The 18,048-nt window shown below is 70.4% G+C and carries 20 protein-coding genes; 13 read left to right on the top strand and 7 right to left on the bottom strand.

Annotated elements, in window-relative coordinates; all coding sequences use genetic code 11:
• Nucleotides 1–296: 296 nt before the first annotated feature.
• From ACFTZC_RS18685 to ACFTZC_RS18650, 8 genes are read left to right on the top strand one after another with little or no spacing between them, the layout of a single operon-like run.
• Nucleotides 297–1,229: a LysR substrate-binding domain-containing protein gene (locus tag ACFTZC_RS18685; RefSeq protein ID WP_382890969.1), complete on the top strand. Its 933-nt coding sequence runs from the start codon at nt 297–299 to the stop codon at nt 1,227–1,229.
• Nucleotides 1,226–2,329 carry a mandelate racemase/muconate lactonizing enzyme family protein gene (locus ACFTZC_RS18680; protein ID WP_382890967.1) on the top strand — a complete coding sequence of 368 codons (1,104 nt, stop codon included), beginning with the start codon at nt 1,226–1,228 and terminating at the stop codon, nt 2,327–2,329. Before ACFTZC_RS18685 ends, ACFTZC_RS18680 begins: the two co-directional genes overlap by 4 nt.
• A gap of 46 nt (nt 2,330–2,375) precedes the next feature.
• Nucleotides 2,376–3,230, top strand: a complete 855-nt coding sequence (gene catA / locus ACFTZC_RS18675) for a catechol 1,2-dioxygenase (RefSeq protein ID WP_382890965.1) — start codon at nt 2,376–2,378, stop codon at nt 3,228–3,230.
• A gap of 6 nt (nt 3,231–3,236) precedes the next feature.
• On the top strand, nt 3,237–3,536 hold the full coding sequence (locus tag ACFTZC_RS18670; protein ID WP_382890963.1) for a muconolactone Delta-isomerase: 300 nt from the start codon (nt 3,237–3,239) through the stop codon (nt 3,534–3,536).
• The gene (locus tag ACFTZC_RS18665; protein WP_382891067.1) at nt 3,536–4,315 is read left to right on the top strand and encodes a CoA transferase subunit A; all 780 of its coding nucleotides are present in this window, start codon (nt 3,536–3,538) and stop codon (nt 4,313–4,315) included. Before ACFTZC_RS18670 ends, ACFTZC_RS18665 begins: the two co-directional genes overlap by 1 nt.
• Nucleotides 4,316–4,317: 2 nt before the next feature.
• On the top strand, nt 4,318–4,962 hold the full coding sequence (locus tag ACFTZC_RS18660; protein WP_382890961.1) for a CoA transferase subunit B: 645 nt from the start codon (nt 4,318–4,320) through the stop codon (nt 4,960–4,962).
• Complete coding sequence (locus ACFTZC_RS18655) at nt 4,959–6,164, top strand: thiolase family protein (protein ID WP_382890959.1); 1,206 nt, start codon at nt 4,959–4,961, stop codon at nt 6,162–6,164. The genes ACFTZC_RS18660 and ACFTZC_RS18655 overlap by 4 nt, the downstream gene beginning before the upstream one ends.
• A gap of 17 nt (nt 6,165–6,181) precedes the next feature.
• Nucleotides 6,182–7,000 (top strand): alpha/beta fold hydrolase, encoded by an 819-nt coding sequence (locus ACFTZC_RS18650; RefSeq protein WP_382890957.1) that lies wholly within the window; start codon nt 6,182–6,184, stop codon nt 6,998–7,000.
• Nucleotides 7,001–7,356: 356 nt separating this feature from the next.
• Here ACFTZC_RS18650 and ACFTZC_RS18645 read toward each other — a convergent pair whose 3' ends face one another.
• From ACFTZC_RS18645 to ACFTZC_RS18635, 3 genes are all read right to left on the bottom strand, one after another.
• Complete coding sequence (locus tag ACFTZC_RS18645; RefSeq protein ID WP_382890955.1) at nt 7,357–7,794, bottom strand: pyridoxamine 5'-phosphate oxidase family protein; 438 nt, start codon at nt 7,792–7,794, stop codon at nt 7,357–7,359.
• Between the two features lie 141 nt (nt 7,795–7,935).
• Nucleotides 7,936–8,163 carry a hypothetical protein gene (locus ACFTZC_RS18640; protein WP_382890953.1) on the bottom strand — a complete coding sequence of 76 codons (228 nt, stop codon included), beginning with the start codon at nt 8,161–8,163 and terminating at the stop codon, nt 7,936–7,938.
• A complete protein-coding gene (locus tag ACFTZC_RS18635) occupies nt 8,160–8,618 on the bottom strand; it encodes an OsmC family protein (RefSeq protein WP_382890951.1) in 459 nt (152 codons plus the stop codon). The genes ACFTZC_RS18640 and ACFTZC_RS18635 overlap by 4 nt, the downstream gene beginning before the upstream one ends.
• A 65-nt stretch (nt 8,619–8,683) precedes the next feature.
• On the opposite strand from ACFTZC_RS18635, the gene ACFTZC_RS18630 reads away from it, so the two are divergent.
• Nucleotides 8,684–9,391, top strand: coding sequence for an ArsR/SmtB family transcription factor (locus tag ACFTZC_RS18630; RefSeq protein WP_382890949.1), 708 nt, complete (start codon nt 8,684–8,686; stop codon nt 9,389–9,391).
• A gap of 487 nt (nt 9,392–9,878) precedes the next feature.
• Nucleotides 9,879–11,039 (top strand): glycoside hydrolase family 30 beta sandwich domain-containing protein, encoded by a 1,161-nt coding sequence (locus tag ACFTZC_RS18625; RefSeq protein WP_382890947.1) that lies wholly within the window; start codon nt 9,879–9,881, stop codon nt 11,037–11,039.
• A gap of 320 nt (nt 11,040–11,359) precedes the next feature.
• Here ACFTZC_RS18625 and ACFTZC_RS18620 read toward each other — a convergent pair whose 3' ends face one another.
• The gene (locus ACFTZC_RS18620) at nt 11,360–13,702 is read right to left on the bottom strand and encodes an ABC transporter permease (protein WP_382890945.1); all 2,343 of its coding nucleotides are present in this window, start codon (nt 13,700–13,702) and stop codon (nt 11,360–11,362) included.
• Nucleotides 13,699–14,406 carry an ABC transporter ATP-binding protein gene (locus ACFTZC_RS18615; RefSeq protein WP_382891065.1) on the bottom strand — a complete coding sequence of 236 codons (708 nt, stop codon included), beginning with the start codon at nt 14,404–14,406 and terminating at the stop codon, nt 13,699–13,701. The genes ACFTZC_RS18620 and ACFTZC_RS18615 overlap by 4 nt, the downstream gene beginning before the upstream one ends.
• 166 nt (nt 14,407–14,572) lie before the next feature.
• Here ACFTZC_RS18615 and ACFTZC_RS18610 point away from each other — a divergent pair, with 166 nt between their 5' ends.
• From ACFTZC_RS18610 to ACFTZC_RS18600, 3 genes are all read left to right on the top strand, one after another.
• Entirely contained in the window at nt 14,573–15,931 is a 1,359-nt protein-coding gene (locus tag ACFTZC_RS18610) for a sensor histidine kinase (RefSeq protein WP_382890943.1), read from the top strand.
• A complete protein-coding gene (locus tag ACFTZC_RS18605) occupies nt 15,928–16,629 on the top strand; it encodes a response regulator (protein WP_382890941.1) in 702 nt (233 codons plus the stop codon). Before ACFTZC_RS18610 ends, ACFTZC_RS18605 begins: the two co-directional genes overlap by 4 nt.
• Nucleotides 16,630–16,840: 211 nt before the next feature.
• The gene (locus tag ACFTZC_RS18600) at nt 16,841–17,032 is read left to right on the top strand and encodes a hypothetical protein (RefSeq protein ID WP_382890939.1); all 192 of its coding nucleotides are present in this window, start codon (nt 16,841–16,843) and stop codon (nt 17,030–17,032) included.
• Between the two features lie 7 nt (nt 17,033–17,039).
• On the opposite strand, the gene ACFTZC_RS18595 is transcribed toward ACFTZC_RS18600, so the two are convergent.
• Together ACFTZC_RS18595 and ACFTZC_RS18590 are read right to left on the bottom strand one after the other, a co-directional pair.
• Nucleotides 17,040–17,261, bottom strand: coding sequence for a transposase (locus ACFTZC_RS18595; RefSeq protein ID WP_382891062.1), 222 nt, complete (start codon nt 17,259–17,261; stop codon nt 17,040–17,042).
• A gap of 168 nt (nt 17,262–17,429) precedes the next feature.
• Entirely contained in the window at nt 17,430–18,005 is a 576-nt protein-coding gene (locus ACFTZC_RS18590; protein ID WP_382890937.1) for a hypothetical protein, read from the bottom strand.
• Between the last annotated feature and the right edge of the window lie 43 nt (nt 18,006–18,048).

Genomic DNA, 18,048 nt, shown 5'->3' with positions numbered 1-18,048 from the left:
CGACGGCTGGTTGCTGCCGGATCGGCGGGGTCCCAGAGGAGCAGCTCACGGCATGCCCTACAGCGTTTCCGCGTCGGCGTCGGCGTCGGTGGCGGCGTCGGTGGCGGTGGGCCCGAGTGGTCGGCCGCTACTGAGTCGCCGAGCCGACAAGGCTCGCTGCCCCTGCCACTCAGCCCTTGACTTGGGGTATTGATATCCCGGGAGTCTTAATAGAGGGCAACAAGATATTTGTGGGTACCGGATCCGCTTCTTATGCTGAGGTGCATTCGAGGCCCCGAAAGGATTGGGGCAGGCCCATGGAACTCAGGCATCTTCGGTACTTCGAGGCCGTCGCCGAAACGCGGCATTTCGGAAAGGCGGCGGAAGCCCTCCACATGGCCCAGCCGCCGCTCTCCCAGGCGATCCGTCGGCTGGAGGCGGAGCTGGGGGTGGAACTCTTCACCCGCACCACCCGTCAGGTCGCCCTGACCGGTGCGGGCGAGGTCTTCCGCACCGACGTGGAGCGCATCCTCCGGGCCGTCGACGAGGCGGTCGCCAGGGTCGCGCGCTTTACGCAGGGAGTGGAGGGGGTGCTCCGGGTGGGTCTGACGGGCTCCGCCTCGTACCGTCAACTGCCCGCACTCGCCCGGCTGGTGAAACGCGAACTGCCACACGCGATGATGGAGGTGCACACCGAAATGCTCACCCCTGCCCAGGAGTTGGGGCTGATCGAGCGTCGGTTGGACATCGGTGTACTGCGTCCTCCGATCAGGCAGGAGGGCATCGCTCATCGCCTTGTCGCGGAGGAGCCGCTCGTCGTCGCTGCCCCCGAGGAGCACTGGCTGGCGGGGGCAGAGACCGTCCACATCGGACAACTGCGGCACGAGGACTTCATCCTGTACGACGCGACGCTCGGCTCCGTCGTCAACGATGCCGTCGTCCGCAGTTGTCTCGCCTCCGGCTTCTACCCGAACCCCGCCTACGAGGTCACCGAGACCTCCGCGGCCCTCGCCCTCGTCGCCGCCGGCCTCGGTATCGCCGTGCTGCCCGACTCGATCCGCTCCGCACCTCGCGAGGGCGTCGTGCACAAGGACATCGAGGACGCGCTCGCCGTTCCCTTGGCGCTGGCCTGGCGGGCGGACGACGACTCACCACTGCTGAAGCGCCTGCTGGACGTACTCGAACGAAACGGCGTGTTCCTGCCGGCCGCCGGGCCGGAGAACGACAAGAGAGCGGGGCACGTGCTGTGAAGGTCACCGCGGTGGAGACCATTCCTTTCGCGATTCCGTATCGGAAGCCACTGAGATTCGCCAGTGGGGAGGTGCACACCGCCGAGCACGTACTGGTGCGGGTCCACACCGCGGACGGCCTGATCGGCACGGCCGAGGCGCCACCGCGCCCGTACACGTACGGCGAGACCCAGGAGTCCATCGTGGCGGTGATCGGCAAGATCTTCACGCCGCAGATCCTGGGGCTGTCCGCGCTGGAACGAGAAACGGTGCACGAGCGGCTCGACCGGACCGTGGGCAACCCGACCGCGAAGGCCGCGATCGACATGGCGCTGTGGGACATCCTGGGCCAGGCGGCCGGGATGTCGGTGTCCGGGTTGCTGGGTGGTTACGCCGACCGCATGCGAGTGAGTCACATGGTCGGGTTCGCGTCGGCCGAGGCGATGGTCGCCGAGGCGGAGCGCGTCCGGGACACCTACGGGATCACCACGTTCAAGGTGAAGGTGGGGCGCCGCCCCTACACGCAGGATGTCGAAGCCTGCCGAGCCCTGCGCGATGCCCTCGGCCCGGACGCCGAGCTCTACATCGACGGCAACCGGGGCTGGACGGCCTCGGAGTCCGCCCGGGCCCTGAGGGAGTTGGCGGACGTCGGCCTGACCTTCGCCGAGGAACTCTGCCCGGCCGACGATGTGCTGGGCCGGCGTTGGCTGGTGGCGCAGACCGCGGTGCCCTTCATCGCCGATGAGAGCGCGACCAGGGCCGCCGAAGTGACGCGTGAACTCCTGGGTGGATCCGCCACCGCCATCAGCATCAAAACCGCGCGCACCGGCTTCACCGGATCCCAGCGGGTGCTGCACGAGTGCGAAGGGCTGGGTGTCGAGGTGGTGATGGGTAATCAGATCGACGGACAGCTCGGCACTTTGTGCTCGGTCGCCTTCGGCGCGGCCCACCGCACCACGGCGCGGTACGCGGGCGAACTGTCCAACTTCCTCGACATGGCCGACGACCTTCTCGCCGAGCCGCTGACCATCGAGGCCGGCACACTGCGCATCCGCGAGGGTGCCGGCCTCGGCATCCACATCGACCCCGACAAGCTGACGCGATACCGCCAGGACCGCTGACACCGTGTCGCCCCACTCAGGAACACATCCAAGGGACGGGATCATCATGACCGAGATCACCACCGAACAGGCCACCGCCGCAGCCTCAGGGGCGGCAGCCACCGAGCGGTTCCGCAGCAAGCAGCACGCGGGGACTGCCGAGGTCGGCACCGAGCGCGTCGATACCCTCGTCTCCGAACTCCTCGCGGCCGCCCACGACATCATCCGCCGCCACCAGGTGAGCTACGCCGAGTACGACGCGCTCAAGTCGTGGCTGATCAGGGTCGGCGAGGACGGCGAGTGGCCGCTGTTCCTCGACGTGTGGCTGGAGCATGTCGTCGAGGAGGTGGCCAACGAGCAGCGTAAGGGCAGCAAGGGAACGATCGAAGGGCCGTACTACGTCCCCGGCTCGCCGGCCCTGCCCGCCGATGCGACCCTGCCCATGCGCCAGGGCGAGCAGGGCACACCGCTTCTGTTCCAGGGGCAGGTGACAAGTGTGGACGGTACGCCGCTGACCGACGCGAAGGTGGAGATCTGGCACGCGGACAGCGACGGCTATTACTCGCAGTTCGCGCCCGGCCTGCCCGAGTGGAACCTCAGGGGCACGGTCACCGTCGACGGGACCGGCCGCTTCCGGATCCGCACCATCGAGCCGGCGCCGTATCAGATACCGACGGACGGCGCCTGCGGCACCCTCATCTCCGCGGCAGGGTGGCACGCGTGGCGGCCGGCCCACCTGCACCTCAAGGTGTCGGCGCCCGGTCACCAACTCATCACCACCCAGCTGTACTTCAAGGGCGGCAGGTACGTCGCCGACGACATCGCCTCCGCGGTGAAGCCCGAACTCGTCCTCGATCCCGCCCCGGTGGTGGACGGCAGTGGCCGAGAGGTCCGTTACGACCTCGCCCTCGACAAGGCGTGATGCGCGGTGCTGTTCTTCGTACGCATGGACGTGGAGATACCGCCTGACCTCGACCCCGGGGTCCGCGCCGACCTGGTGGCGCGGGAGAAGAGGTACTGCCGGGAATTGCAGAAGTCGGGGGAATGGGTGCACATCTGGCGGTGTGCCGGGCAGTACGCCAACGTCAGTGTTTTCGACGTTGCCGACAATGAAGCACTTCATCGCATCCTGTGGAATCTTCCACTGTTCCCGTACCTGACGATCGACATCACGCCGCTGGCCCAGCACCCGTCCGATCTGGCCGCTGCAACGGAAAGTGTGGCGTGATGGACAAGGTGGTCCCCACGGCGCTGGAGGCGGTGGCCGACGCGGGTGACGGCGCGTCGCTCGCGGTGGGTGGTTTCGGGTTGAGCGGTGTGCCGACCGCGCTGATCCAGGCTCTCTTCGAGCGCGGTGTGTCCGGTCTGTCGGTCGTCTCGAACAACTGCGGGGCGATGGAGTCGGGGCTGGCCGTGCTGCTGTCGGCCGGACGGATCGCGCGGGTGACCGGCTCCTACATAGGCGCGAACAAGGAGTTCGCCCGGCAGTATCTGGCCGGCGAACTGGAGGTCGAGTTGATCCCGCAGGGCACACTGGCCGAGCGGCTGCGAGCCGGCGGGGCGGGCATCCCCGCGTTCTACACGCCGGCCGGGGTGGGTACCCAGGTCGCCGAGGGCGGGCTGCCCTGGCGCTACGACGGCTCCGGTGGGGTCGCGCTGGCATCCCCGCCGAAGGAGGTGCGGGAGTTCGACGGCACCGAGTACGTGCTGGAGCGCGGGATCCGCACGGACTTCGCGCTGGTGCGGGCCATGAAAGGCGACCGGCACGGAAATCTGGTGTTCAACAGATCCTCCCGGAACTTCAACCCGCCGGCCGCGATGGCCGGCCGGGTGACGATCGCCGAGGTGGAGGAACTCGTCGAGCCCGGCGAGATCGGTCCGGACGCGGTGCATCTGCCGGGGATCTTCGTGCAGCGGGTCGTGGCGCTCACCCCCGAACAAGCCGCGGACAAGCAGATCGAACGGCGCACGGTTTCCGCGCCCGGGACCCGGCGGAGGGTGAGCTAGTCGTGGCGTGGACGCGGGAAGAGATGGCCGCGCGGGCCGCACGCGAGCTTCAGGACGGGCAGTACGTCAATCTCGGCATCGGCCTTCCGACGCTGATCCCGAACTACCTGCCGGACGGCGTGGAGGTGATCCTGGAGTCGGAGAACGGCATCCTGGGCACGGGCCCCTACCCGAACGAGGACCAGGTCGACCCGGACCTGATCAACGCCGGCAAGGAGACCGTCACGGTCCTGGCGGGGGCCTCCTTCTTCGACTCGGCGCTGTCCTTCGCCATGATCCGGGGCGGTCATATCGACGTCGCCGTGCTCGGCGCGATGCAGGTGTCGCAGACCGGTGACCTGGCCAACTGGGCCATCCCCGGCAAGCTGATCACCGGCATCGGCGGGGCGATGGACCTGGTCCACGGCGCCCGCACGGTCATCGTCGTGATGACCCACACCGCCAAGGACGGCTCCCCGAAGATCCTCACCGAGTGCGCGCTGCCGCTCACTGGCAAGGCGTGTGTGAACCGGGTCATCACTGATCTGGGCGTGCTGGACGTGACACGCGACGGTCTGGCACTGACCGAGACCGCGCCCGGCGTGAGCGTCGACGAGATCATCGCCACGACCGACGCCGAACTCACCGTCGCGGAGGGGCTGCTGTGAACACCGTCTACCTCGTCGACGCGGTCCGCACCCCGATCGGCCGCTACAACGGGGCCCTCGCGTCGGTCCGCCCGGACGACCTGGCCGCGCACGCCATCCGTGAACTCGTCGGCCGTACGCCCGACCTGGACCCGTCCCGGATCGAGGACGTGTACGTCGGCAACGCCAACGGCGCCGGCGAGGAGAACCGCAACGTCGGCCGCATGGCCGCGCTGCTGGCCGGCCTGCCCACCGGTGTGCCGGGTGTGACCGTCAACCGGCTGTGCGCCTCCGGGCTGGAGGCCGTCATCCAGGCGGCCCGCGCCATCGCGGTCGGCGACGCCTCCATCACCGTGGCCGGTGGTGTCGAGTCGATGACCCGGGCGCCGTACGTCCTGCCCAAGTCCGACAAGCCGTTCCCGGCCGGGCACGCCGAGCTGTACTCCACCACGCTGGGCTGGCGCATGGTCAACCCGAGGATGGAGCCGCGGTGGACCGTCCCGCTGGGTGAGTCGGCCGAGCTGATCGCCGAGAAGCACAGGATCAGCCGGGAGCGGCAGGACGAGTTCGCCCTGCACAGCCACCAGAAGGCCGCACGTGCCCAGCAGGCCGGCCTGTTCGACGCCGAGCTCGTGCCGGTGAGCATCCCACAGCGCCGGGGCGGCCCGAAGGTCTTCTGCTCTGACGAATCCGTACGGCCCGACGCGTCTCCGGAGGCGATGTCACGACTCAAGCCGTCGTTCCGCGGGGAGACCGGCACCGTCACCGCGGGCAACGCGTCCCCGCTCAGCGACGGAGCCGCCGCCTTGCTGCTGACCGACGAGAAGGGGCTGAAGGCGACCGGCCGTGAACCCCTCGCCCGGATCTCCGCCACCGGTGTCTCCGCCCTTGACCCGCAGTACTTCGGGCTCGCCCCCGTGGAGGCGGTCAACCGGGCCCTCGCCAAGGCCGGCAAGGGATTCGGCGACCTGTCGGTCCTGGAGCTGAACGAGGCCTTCGCCGCCCAGGTGCTCGGCTGTGTCGCCGAGTGGCCCGAGTTCGACCCGCGGATCCTCAACCCGCGGGGCGGGGCCATCGCCCTCGGCCACCCACTGGGCGCCTCCGGTGCCCGCCTCGCCGGCACGGTCGCCCACCAGCTCGCCCACACGGGCGGCGGAACCGGCGTCGCCACCCTCTGCATCGGCGTCGGTCAGGGCCTCGCCCTCGTTCTCGAACGCCAGTAGACGCTTCAGGAGCCGTTGTGCCCACTTCCCCACTGTTGCATCACCGTGTCGTCGGACCGGTGGACGCGCCGCCCCTGATCCTCGGCCCGTCCCTCGGTACCTCCGGAGCGGTCTGGGAACCTCAGATGTCTTTCCTGGTACGCCGCTTCCGGGTGCTCCGCTTCGACCTGCCCGGGCATGGCGGTTCCACGTCCGACATCCTGCCCGCCCCTGAGCCCGGACGCACGACGATCGGGGATCTCGCGTCGTTGGTCCTGGCCCTCGCCGACCAACACGGCTGGGACCGGTTCCACTACGCGGGCATCTCCCTGGGCGGAGCCCTCGGAGCCCAGCTGGCGATCAGTCATCCGGGCCGGGTCGCCTCCCTGGCCCTGGTCTGCTCCTCCGCGCACTTCGGCGCCGCGGAGCCCTGGTACCAGAGGGCCGAGATGGTACGGGACAAGGGGACCGCCGCGCTGTTGGAGACCAGCCCGAGCCGCTGGTTCGGCTCGGCCGGCTTCGCCGACACCCCCTTCGGCCGCAGGCTGCTCGGCAACCTGGCCGACACCGATCCGGTGGGGTACGCGGCGTGCTGTGACGCACTCGCCGGCTACGACCTGCGCCCCCAGCTCCCGGTCATCAGCGCCCCCACCCTCGTCGTCGGCGGCACCATCGACGCGGCCACCCCCCTTGAGCATGCTCAAGAACTGGCCGAGGGCATTCCGGACACCGTACTCAAGACCATCGCCTGCGGGCACCTCGCGGTCGAGCGGCCCAGGGACCTGCAAGAGGCGCTCATCGCACACGTGCCCGCGGCTGAGGGGGAGAACCGCATCCGGATCCACCCGCCCGGCTGATCCCCTTACGCTGCGTGGGGACAGTACGGTGTCATCCCCGCTCCCCCGCCGACCGCACCCGCCACGAAGTGCCCCCGTGGGACCGGCAGGAGCCTTCATACGATTCCTCCTGCCGTGCGCGCGGCCACTTCGATCGCGTGGCAGAGTGCGAACAGTGCCTCCGGACGCTCCGGGTGGCCGACGAGTTGCAATCCGAGCGGCAACCCGCTGTCTTCCCGGTGCCCGGGTACGGTCACGACGGGCAGCCCGACGGCACGCGCCGTGATCGTACGGCCGGGAGCAGACAGTCGGGGCCCACACCACGAGTGGCACCGGAACAGGACCCGCACCATCCTCATCCGAACCGTGAACGATGCTCAGCGAGCGGCCGCATAGCTCAGATCGTGGGCTGTCAGGGACGAGGGGGTCAGCCGCAGCCACACCGTGCCGCGCTGATCAGGATCGTCATGCAGGTAGCGGACGAAGCGTGAATCCCAGCGGGACTCATCCGTGCCCAGATAACGGACCAACTTGCGGCGACCACGCGGGACGTCGAAGGGAACGAGTTCGGCGCGGCCACGGGCAATGACCTGGCGGACAAGCCCCGTAGCGATGTCACATACGTCCACCACAAGACCGATCTGCGGATCCGTGCTCACCCGATGAAACAGCTTGGTCCACGGCCCGGTCAGAACCCAGAAGGCGCCCTCCTCCCACAGAAACCACACAGGCCGCACGCTCGGTCCCTCGGTAGCGATGTGCGCGGTGAGCGGCTGGCTGAGGAAGACATCAATGTCAAAGGGAGGAGGCGTCACATCTCCATGCTCGTTCTTCCGAGCACCGCCGAACACCCCGACCTTCGGCCTAGGTGTACTGGACCAGGACATCGGCACCGGCGCCGCCGAGCATGCGGGCAAGCACGCCGAGTTGTCCGGGTGTCTCCTGATCCAGCTGGGTCATGGCGATGTCGCGCACGACGGCGTGGCCGAGCCCCGCGGCGGTGACAGCGGCCAGGGCAGCGGGCCGTCGTCGACAAGGTAGTGCGCGACGGCCTGCCCGTCGTGGGTGAACACGCCACCGCCTGCCAGGCTCACCCCGGAGCTGCCGAGCGCCTGGCCGAGGTCGGCCAGCGCGCCGGGCCCGTTCGGCAAGTGGACCTCAAGGTCTTGCGGGCGGGCGCTCACGAGGTCACCACGGTGGTGGTGACCTCGACGGGAACTGACAGGCTGTTGGCTACGTAGCACTCGTGGTGGGCCCGCACGGCGAGCTCTTGGACCTTGGTCTCGTCGGTCCCGGTGGCAATCTTGACGGTCACGCGCAGGCGGATCGTGGCCAAGCGAGTCGGCTTGGCCGTGAGGTCGAGGTGGCTGGTGGCCTCGTCGTCGTAGGCAAGGACATCCACTCCGGCGCGGGCGGCGGCGCCGAGGAAGGACAGCATCTGGCAGGACGAGGCGGCCATGACCACGAGTTGTTCGGGGTTGATTCGGTCAGGGTTGCCGCGGAAGGCGGCGTCCGCGCTCAGGTCGACCTGCGTGGTGGCGGGCGCGGCGACGACGGTGTGGTCGCGCGAGTAGGCGCGGACCCCGGCGGCGGTGGAGCCGTCCCAGTGCAGGCTGGCGTGGTAGGCGTGTGTGCTCATGATCGAACCGTAGGTCCGGGAAACTTCGGCATTCGCCGAAGCGTCGTCGTCGTATCGTCCCTTCCATGAGTAGAGACCGGGACTTCACTACCGTGGGCAAAGCGCTTTCCGCACCCGCGCGCTCGGCATTCCTCAACCTGCTCATGGACGGCACCGGACGGCCGGCCGGTGAGCTGGCCCAGGGGGCCGGGGTGAGCGCCTCGACCGCGTCCGAGCATCTGGCGGTGCTCGTCGATGCCGGCCTGGTGACGCGCGAGGTGCGCGGGCGGTACCGCTTCTACTCGCTCGCCGACCCGCAGGTCGCCGCGGCCCTGGAAGCGCTCGGCGTCCTTTCCGTGCCGACGCCCGTCTCGGGGTATCGACGGAGTCGTCAGATGCGGCACTTGGCCGCAGCGCGGTTCTGCTACGACCACATCGCCGGGCGGCTCGGCATCGCGCTGACGGATGCCTGGACACGCCAGGGATGGCTCGCCGACCGTGAGTCGCTCCCCCTCACCGACGCCGGCGCCGACGGGTTGCGTGGGGTCGGGGTGGACGTTGATGGCGCGATCCAGGCCCGCCGCGCCACCACCCGGGCGTGCCTGGACTGGACGGAACGACGGGCGCACTTGGCCGGGTCCCTGGGTGCCGCAGTCGGCAGACGGTTCCTTGAGGCCGGGTGGGTGGTACGGCACCGCTCCGGGCGGGGCCTGAACGTAACCGAGAGCGGTCGCGATCTCGTGCGAGAGGCCTGGGGAATCGACCTGGCCGACCAGGTCGGACCGGCACGGTGAGCGGGCGCCACCGCGCGCTCACCGATTCCCGACCGCCGGACCGAGCCCGGACCGGCGGTTCGCGTGATCTGCGACGGCCTCCCCGCCCGAAAGCCGAGCGTGTGCTGTCAGGCGACAAGGGCCACGCGGGGGCTTGACGGCGCAAAGGGCTACTCCTACGTTCCTCTCACCGCCATGACCACCGGCAGAACTCCCCGGAATCATTTGCTCAGGAGCCAGCGATGAAGAGGGATCTTTTCGCATACCCAACCATGGGAGCGCTCCCACTCGACATTTCCCTTTCCTCGTGTCATTGCCGGGGCACGCAGATCAACGACGACGTTCAGAAGGAGGAGGAATGACGTTACGCCGAGATGAATCCACGCCCCGTGGGCCGGGGTCTCCGAGTCGGCGGTCTGTTCTGGCCACGTTGGGAGCCCTGCCGGCTCTTGTGACCGCGACGTCGGCCGCGGCGGCCTCCGGGGTGCCTTCCGCGGCGGCCGCCGATGTGGTCGTCGACCCGGCGGCCGTGCGGCAGACGATTCGCGGCTTCGGCGGAATGAACCACACGGTCTGGATCAGCGACCTGACGCCGGCCCAGAGGGACACGGCATTCGGCAACGGCGAGGGGCAGTTGGGCTTCTCCGTGCTGAGGATTCCCGTCCACGAGGACCGGGCGAACTGGAGCCGCGAGGTGGCGACGGCGCGGCGGGCCGCCGAGCTCGGTGCGACCGTCATCGCGTCGCCGTGGAATCCCCCTGCCCAGCTGGTCGAGACCTTCGTCCGCGGCAGTCAGACCGACGCGAGGCGGCTCCGGTACGACATGTACGGCGCCTACGCGCAGCACCTGAACGACTTCGTCGGGTTCATGAGGAACAACGGCGTGAACCTTTATGCCATCTCGGTGCAGAACGAGCCCGACTATGCGCACGACTGGACATGGTGGACTCCTGCCGAGATGATCCGCTTCCTGCGCGAGAACGCAGGCTCGATCAGCACCAGAGTGATCGCCCCGGAGTCCTTCCAGTACGTGAAGAGCTTCTCGGACCCGATCCTCAACAACCCCCAAGCACTCGCCAACCTGGACATCCTCGGGGCCCACCTCTACGGCACGCAGTACCAGAACTTCCCCTACCCCCTCTTCAAGCAACAAGGTGGAGGCAAGGAACTCTGGATGACCGAGGTCTACCATCCCAACAGCAGCGACTCGGCCGACCTCTGGCCCCAGGCGCTCGACGTGGGAGAACACATTCACCGCGCCCTGGTGGACGCCGAGTTCCAGGCATACGTGTGGTGGTACATCCGCCGAGGCTACGGCCCCATGCGGGAGGACGGTCGCATCAGCAAACGTGGCGCCAACATGGCCCACTTCTCGAAGTTCGTCCGCCCCGGACATGTACGGATCGAGGCGACCTCGAATCCGCAGTCGAACGTCTACACCTCGGTGTTCAAGGGCGGCGGCTCCCAGATCGTCATCGTCGCCATCAACAAGGGCACGTCACCGCTGAGTCAGCCGTTCACCCTGCGGAACAACAGCTCGTCCGGCGTGTCGTCCTGGCTGACGGACGCAACCAGCAACCTCGCCCCTCAGGGCAGGATCAGCATGTCCAACGGTTCCTTCACAGGCCGGCTTCCCGCTCGAAGCGTGACCACCTTCGTGACCGCTTAGCACTCCCGTCGTGGTTTCCTCATCCGTCCTGATCAAAGGGCTCATCGAAGCAGGTCGGTGACCGACTGGAAGCGCGGCCGCCGGATCCGGCGGCTGTCGTTCCGGTGCTGCTCGGCGCGGCGCCCGGTGGCACGCCCGGAACGCCGGTCGCCCGGGCTCCGGTGCCGGGCCGGTCCCCGTCCTGAGCGGGAGCCGGCGCCCCGTCGCGGAGCCGGGAGATCCGGAACTCCCGCGCCCCGCGCCGGTCGGAGGGAACCGGCCCACCGCCCCCGCCGCCCCTCGCGTCGGGCACCGGTGACACGAGCCGGGGGCGTGGCCTCCTATTCGGTGCGCAGGGCCGTGGCGGTTCGGGCCCTCGCTGCCCAGCCGGCGGGCAGGAGCGCGCCCAGGGTGGCGATGAGCAGGCCGCCGAGTACGAGCGGGAAGAGTTCGGCTCCGTGGTAGACGTCGATGACGGAACCGGGGAAGCGGAGCCCCACACTCTCGCCCATCGCGGGAATGACCCAGCCGTGCAGGGCCACACCGAGCGGCACGCCCAGGGCGCCCGCGGCCAGTCCGGTCATGAGTACCGAGGTGAGGACCATCACGACGGTCTGCCGGGGGGTCATGCCGAGCGCCTTGTGGACACCGATCTCCCGGACGCGCTCGCGGGTGTCGAGCAGCACGCCGTTGAGCACGCCGAGCGCGGCGACGGCGACGAGCACGAGTGTGAGGATCGCGGACAGCGCGTTGAGCGTGGCGACCACGCCGCTGCCGGCGTCGAGCCCGCCGGCCCGGGCGGTGGCGCCCAGTGGCGCAAGACTCCGGTTCAGGGTGTCGACGTACCCGGTCACGTCGGTGCCCGACGCGACCGCGATGTGATGGCTCGTCTCCGTCGGATCGGGATGGGCGGCCGTGAGGTTCGCGGCGTCGGTGAAGACCTGCATGCCGTCGTAGCGCGGGTCGAGGACCTCTCCGACGATCCGGACCGGGACCGGCCCGGCCAGGCCGGTCAGGGTGACGGTGTCGCCGATGCGGGTGCCGGTTGCGGCAAGGAAGGGGGTGGGGACCACGGCCTCGCCGGACCTGTCGATCCAGCGGCCCGAGACCATCGTGTAGCCGCCCCAGGAGGCGTCACCGGTGAAGGCGACCACGTCGACGGTGCCGGTCAGGCCGAACACGCTCGCCCGTACCCTCGCGGCGCTGTAGTGCTTTCCGGTTCCGGCGGTGGCCTCGACGGCCGCGGCGACCGCGGCGGGATCGGCCCTGGGATGCTTCTCGGGGCCGGGGCGCCCGAAGTCCGGCGGGGGCGCGGGCACGACGACATCGGCGGCGTTGTGGGCCCTGGCCTTCACCACCTGGCCGAGCGAGGCGCCCATCCCCACGGTGAGCGTGACGGCGATGGCGCCGAACAGGATCGCCGTGCCCATGGCCAGCGCGCGGGCGGGCCGCGCGAAGGGCCGGGCCAGGCCCAGGGCGACCGGCTGCGGCAACGGCAGCCGTCCGGCCAGCCGGGCCGCCCGTCGGCCGCGCCCCGCCGCGGCGGTACGCCCGACGGCGAGCGCGTCGACCGTACGCAGCCGCCCGGCCCGCCAGGCACTCGCCCACGCGGTCGCCGCCACCACGCCGAGCACCCCGGCGATCACCGTCAGGTCGACCCAGGGGGCGATGGCCAGGGGCGCGGTGTCGTAGACCTCCTCGGTCTCGGCCAGTACGGGGACGGCGAGCAGGTGGCCGGCGAGGACACCGAGGACCGTGCCGGCGGCGGCAGGGATCAACGCCTGGCCCACGTGGGCCCGCACGACCTGGGCCGGGGTGAAACCGACGGCTTTGAGGATGCCGATGCGCCGCGTTCCCGTACCCACGGCCGACGCGACGACGTTGCCGACGATGAGCACCGACATGACCAGGCCCAGGACGCCGAACGCGATGAGGAACGGGACGTACAGCGCGGTGTCGCGCTCGGCGCTCTTCTTGACGGTGAGCCATGACTGTTCGCCGACGGCCGCGCCCGGTGGCAGGGATTCCCGTACGGCCGTGCCGCCCGCGGTGATCTGCGCGGCGGTGCCCGCGTCGGTGAAGCGGTAGAGCATCTGGTAGCCGCCGCTGCCGGGCGCGGTGAGCGCCGGCATCTGGGACGGAACCACCCAGGCGTCAGCGGTCCGCGTGACCGAGCGGGCCACACCGACAACCGTCAGTGCCGGACCGCCGGGCAGGTCGGAGAAGGTGATCCTCATACCCATGGTAGGGAAGAGCGAGGAGTCGGCGGACAGCACGATCTCGCCGGAGCGCGCGGGCCACCGTCCGTCGAGCAGTGCCACCTCGTCCACGTCCCGGCCGGGATCGCCCCGGCCCACCACGGTCACCGGCCACCCGGGGCCCGCCGCGTCCGACCGGGGGGTGACCGTCGCCGTACGGAACGGCCCGGCCGCGGCGCTCACCCCTGCCGCGTCCCCGGACCTCGACAGCTGCCCGGCACTCACCCTGCCCGCGTCGAACTGCACGGACAGATGCGCGCCGTGCTGCCCGGCGAAGGCGTCGCCGAAGGGCGCGCCCGACACCACGAGCAGCGATCCGCCGAGGACGGAGGCGGCCACCGCCATCATGGTGGCGAGCCCGATCACCAGCGTCTGCACCCGGCGTCGTCCCGCCCCCGAGAGCATCACCGTGCCGAGCGCGCTCATCGGAGGGCCTCCGGGGTGACCGCCCGCGACCGGACGTCCTCGGTGATCCGGCCGTCGGCGATCCGGACCGTACGGTCCGTGCAGGACCGCGCCAGAGCCAGGTCGTGGGTGACCACGACGAGGGTCTGGCCCTCGGCGTTGAGAGCGGTGAGCAGCCTGCTGACGTCCTGTCCGGCGGCCGTGTCCAGGGCCCCGGTCGGCTCGTCGGCCAGGAGCAGCGCCGGCCGGTTCATCAACGCCCGGGCCACCGCGACGCGTTGCCGCTCGCCGCCGGACAGTCGCCCCGGGTAGGCGTGGGCGTGCCGGTCGATGCCCAGCAGTTCGAGGAGTTCCGCCGCCCGCCGTGCCGCCGCGCCACGTGTCACGCCCGCGAGGCGCGCGGGCAGGACGACGTTGTCGCTGACGGTCAGGTCGTCGAGCAGGTTGAAGAACTGGAAGACCATGCCGATCCTCGACCGCCGGTAGAGCGCCGATCCGGCTTCGCCCAGTTGGTCCACCCGCACCCCGTCCACGGTGACGGTCCCCGTATCGGGCCGGTCCAGGCCCGCGATCAGATTGAGCAGCGTGGACTTGCCGCTGCCGGAAGGGCCGAGGATCGCGACGGCCTCGCCGGGCCGGACGGTCAGCGACGCCTCGTGCAGAGCGGGCGGGCCGTCGTCGTACCGGCGGCTCACCTCGCACAGTTCGATCACGGGCGTGGTCATGGTCATGAAAGGCTCCTGGGATATGGGCGGTTGGCTGCGTGAACGCTAGGAGCGGGCCCGGCCCGCCCGCGTCGCCCGCCCGGACCCCTTGCGATACCGCGCTGGGCTGAGCCCCGGAAACGTCATCCCTGCGATGTAGTCGGGTGAGGTATCCGGTGCGGCGGGAATGACCACCGGGACGGACTCCGCGGGGCCGCGCGGCGGCGACAATGAACCGGTGACGGATGTACGTACGACGCTGGAGCGGCTGCGGGAAGCCGCCTGCCGGACGGTGCGCGACGCCAGGCTTCCGAGCGGTCCACCGCTACGGCCGACCCGGCGCGCCTGGCAGTTCGACGCGCTGGTGGCACTGGTGCTCGGAATCACCACCGTCTACTACGGCGTCGACAACGCCGATGTCGTCGTGGTACGTGAGATCGCACCCGGCGTGGAACATGTCATGCCGCGCCCGGCCGGCCCCGGCGGCCTGGCCTTCATGGTGACCCTCGCGGTCATCGCTTCGAGTGCCCTGGCGCTGCGCCGCCGCTACCCGCTCGCCATGCTGTGCGTCGTGACGGCCGCGACGCTGGCGACACCGCAGAGCGTCCTGCGACTGACCTTCTACGCGTTCGTGATCGCCGTCTACAGCGCCGCCGTGTACAGCCCGTACCGGGTGGCGACCTTGGCGGCGCTGCCGGTGTCGGTCGTCCTGGTCGGCACCGCGGGGAACTCGGTCACCCCGATCGTGCCCAACGAATACATCGCCCTGCTGATCCTGGTCCCGATGGCCGTGGCCGCCGTCGGCCTGCGTACCTGGAAACTCCGGACCGACGAGGGCCGCACCCGGCTCTCCGCACTGGAACGCGAACAGGCCGAGGCGCTGCGCCGGGCGGTCGAGCACGAGCGGGCCAGGATCGCCCGCGAACTGCACGACGTCGTCACCCACAACGTCAGTGTGATGATCATCCAAGCGGGCGCCGCCCGCAAGATCATGAAAACCTCCCCCGAGGAGGCCGGCGAGGCGCTGCTCGCCGTCGAGGCGGCCGGGCGGGCGGCCATGACCGAGCTGCGCCACGTCATGGGACTGCTCACCATGGCCGACGAGGGCGAGGGAACGGACGGAAGTGCGGACCTGGCCGACACGGCGGCGGTGCCGGCCCCGCAACCCGGCCTGGAACAGCTGGAAACGCTGGTCGGACGCGTGCGGGACACCGGGCTGCCCGTCGACCTGACCGTGACCGGCCCGCCCCGTCCCCTCCCACCCGGCCTCGAACTCGCGGCCTACCGCGTGGTCCAGGAAGCCCTGACCAACACCGTGAAGCACGCGTCCGGCGCCACCGCCGCCGTGACCGTCGAATACGCTCCGGAACGGCTCCGGGTGGAAGTCACCGACACCGGTGGACACCCGGGCGGGCCCCCTGGAAGCGGCCGGGGCCTGATCGGTCTGCGCGAGCGTCTCGCCGTCCACGACGGAACCCTGAACAGCGGCCGACGCCTGACCGGCGGCTACCGTGTGGAGGCCCTCATCCCCTTGGAGACACCGTGACCGAGCCGCTACGGGTGCTCCTCGCCGACGACCAGACCCTGGTCCGCACCGGATTCCGGATGATCCTCGGCGCCGACGGCATCGACGTCGTCGCCGAGGCGACCAACGGGACCGAGGCGGTCGAGGCGGTCCGCCGCACCCGGCCCGACGTGGTCCTGATGGATGTCCGGATGCCCGAGATGGACGGCCTGGAGGCCACCCGCCGCATCCTCACCGGAACCCCCGCCGACCAACCCCGCGTCGTCATCCTGACCACCTTCGACCTCGACCGGTACGTCTATGCGGCGCTGTCCGCCGGCGCCAGCGGCTTCCTCCTCAAGGACGTCACTCCTGAGCAACTGACCGCGGCCGTCCGCGCGGTCCGTACCGGCGACGCACTCCTCGCGCCCGCCATCACCCGCCGCCTCGTAGAGCGGTTCACCGAACGCGGCGGCGACACCGCCGCCCGCCACCGCGACCTCGCCTCGCTCACGCCACGCGAACTGGAGGTCCTCGGCCTGCTGGCCCGAGGACTGAGCAACGCCGAACTCGCCACCCGGCTTCACCTGGCCGAGGCGACCGTCAAGACGCACGTCGCCCGCATCCTCGCCAAGCTCGGACTCCGTGACCGGGTCCAGGCCGTCATCGTCGCCTACGAGACAGGCCTGGTCAGCGTCGGCGCCGGCGAGGCCGCCGAGCAGTCCACCGGGCAGACGTAGACCGAGGCCGACCCGGTCCGTACGAGGGGCGGACACACCCGGTTCAGCGGTGGGCGGCCCGAGCCCGGTCTCCCCCAGGACACCGGAGGAGAAGCTGCGCCCGGCCCACTCACCGCGACCTCTCGTCGTCGTCCCGCACCGGGGTCGCCGCCCGGGTGGTCGCGTGTCCCACGTGGTCCGGGTGGTGTGGCGAGAGGGTGAGAATGAAGCCATGGCGATATGCAAGAAGTGCGGTGCGCGGAAGCGTCGTTGGCCTCGGTCCTGCCCCCGGTGCCGCCACGGGTCGGACCGGGCCGAGACGGCCGTGGACGCCGCCGAGTTCGCGGTGGAGACAGGACTGCTCGGGTGGATCGGACGAGGCGTCATGGCGGCGGTGCGGCTGGTAGTGCGCGCGCTCACCTGACCGGCACTCACACGCGCGCGACGCGGCCAGGGCGGACCTGGCTGCGGACCGTCCCCCTGCCCGCCACGAGGCTGGGCAGCCTCCTGATGTCCATGTGGACATACTTCAAGGCCGCGGTCTCGTTCGGAAAGTGGCCGCGTGCCTTGACTGCCCGCCGGATCCTCCCGTTGACGGACTCGATCGCGTTGGCCGTGCAGACGATCCGGTGGATCTCCGTATGGAACCGCAGGAACGGGGTGAACTCCTCCCACGCCTTCTCCCGGAGCCGGACGATCGCCGGTTACGTCTTGCCGCAGGTACCGGCGAACTCCGAGAACCGCTGAGTGCGGCTTCCGCGGTCGCCTCATCCCCGCCGGGGGCTGCCCACTCCACTCCGCCTCCCTCCGCCCGGCTTCCGTCACACCGAGGGCGCCCGGAGTCCCTTGCCTGCATGCTTCAGGCGAAGGGCTGAGACGAGGAAGAAGACCCCGCCGAGGAAGGCATAGCCGGCAAGGCTGCGCAGGGAGGCGTCGCCCGTGCCCGCCTGCACGATGAACGAGGCGCCGGCGACGGTGGAGATGGCGCCGCTGGCGATCATCGCCCACTGGCCGCCCAGCCGGCGGCGGCCGGCGCCGACGACGAGTTGAACGAGGCCCGCCGTGACGGCCCAGGCCCCCCAGACGCGCAGGACGGCCGGAATACCGGAGGTGGCGGCGACGGCCAGGCCGACGCCGGCGAGGGCACTGAGCGCGATGTTCGCGTACAGGCCGCGGACCGGGCCGTCGTCCGCCCGGGCCGACCGGATGTCGACGACCGCGCACCCCACGTCGAACAGGGGATAGAGCACCAGCAGCGCCACACTCGTCGGGCCGAGGGTAGCGGCGGTGGCGAACAGCAGGGCCGCCCACACGGTGGCGAACGCGAAGCGCAGGAAGTACAGCCTGCGCAGGGCCGCGGAGGTGCTGGTGGGGGTGGCGCCGACAAGGGTGTCCATGGAAGTGCCTTTCGGAGGGCGCGAAGGAAGGTGAACCGGCTCA

The sequence above is a fragment of the Streptomyces sp. NPDC056987 genome, assembly GCF_042673865.1.
GTDB lineage: Bacteria > Actinomycetota > Actinomycetes > Streptomycetales > Streptomycetaceae > Streptomyces.
Note: the sequence above shows the minus strand (reverse complement) of the source record. Positions and strands in the feature narration are given on the sequence as shown.

Coding starts and splice junctions, on each gene's coding strand:
- ACFTZC_RS18685 (WP_382890969.1), top strand. CDS start 297: ATGGAACTCAGGCATCTTCGGTACTTCGAGGCCGTCGCCGAAACGCGG.
- catA (WP_382890965.1), top strand. CDS start 2,376: ATGACCGAGATCACCACCGAACAGGCCACCGCCGCAGCCTCAGGGGCG.
- ACFTZC_RS18665 (WP_382891067.1), top strand. CDS start 3,536: ATGGACAAGGTGGTCCCCACGGCGCTGGAGGCGGTGGCCGACGCGGGT.
- ACFTZC_RS18635 (WP_382890951.1), bottom strand. CDS start 8,618: ATGAGCACACACGCCTACCACGCCAGCCTGCACTGGGACGGCTCCACC.
- ACFTZC_RS18630 (WP_382890949.1), top strand. CDS start 8,684: ATGAGTAGAGACCGGGACTTCACTACCGTGGGCAAAGCGCTTTCCGCA.
- ACFTZC_RS18620 (WP_382890945.1), bottom strand. CDS start 13,702: ATGAGCGCGCTCGGCACGGTGATGCTCTCGGGGGCGGGACGACGCCGG.
- ACFTZC_RS18615 (WP_382891065.1), bottom strand. CDS start 14,406: ATGACCACGCCCGTGATCGAACTGTGCGAGGTGAGCCGCCGGTACGAC.
- ACFTZC_RS18610 (WP_382890943.1), top strand. CDS start 14,573: ATGACCACCGGGACGGACTCCGCGGGGCCGCGCGGCGGCGACAATGAA.
- ACFTZC_RS18600 (WP_382890939.1), top strand. CDS start 16,841: ATGGCGATATGCAAGAAGTGCGGTGCGCGGAAGCGTCGTTGGCCTCGG.
- ACFTZC_RS18590 (WP_382890937.1), bottom strand. CDS start 18,005: ATGGACACCCTTGTCGGCGCCACCCCCACCAGCACCTCCGCGGCCCTG.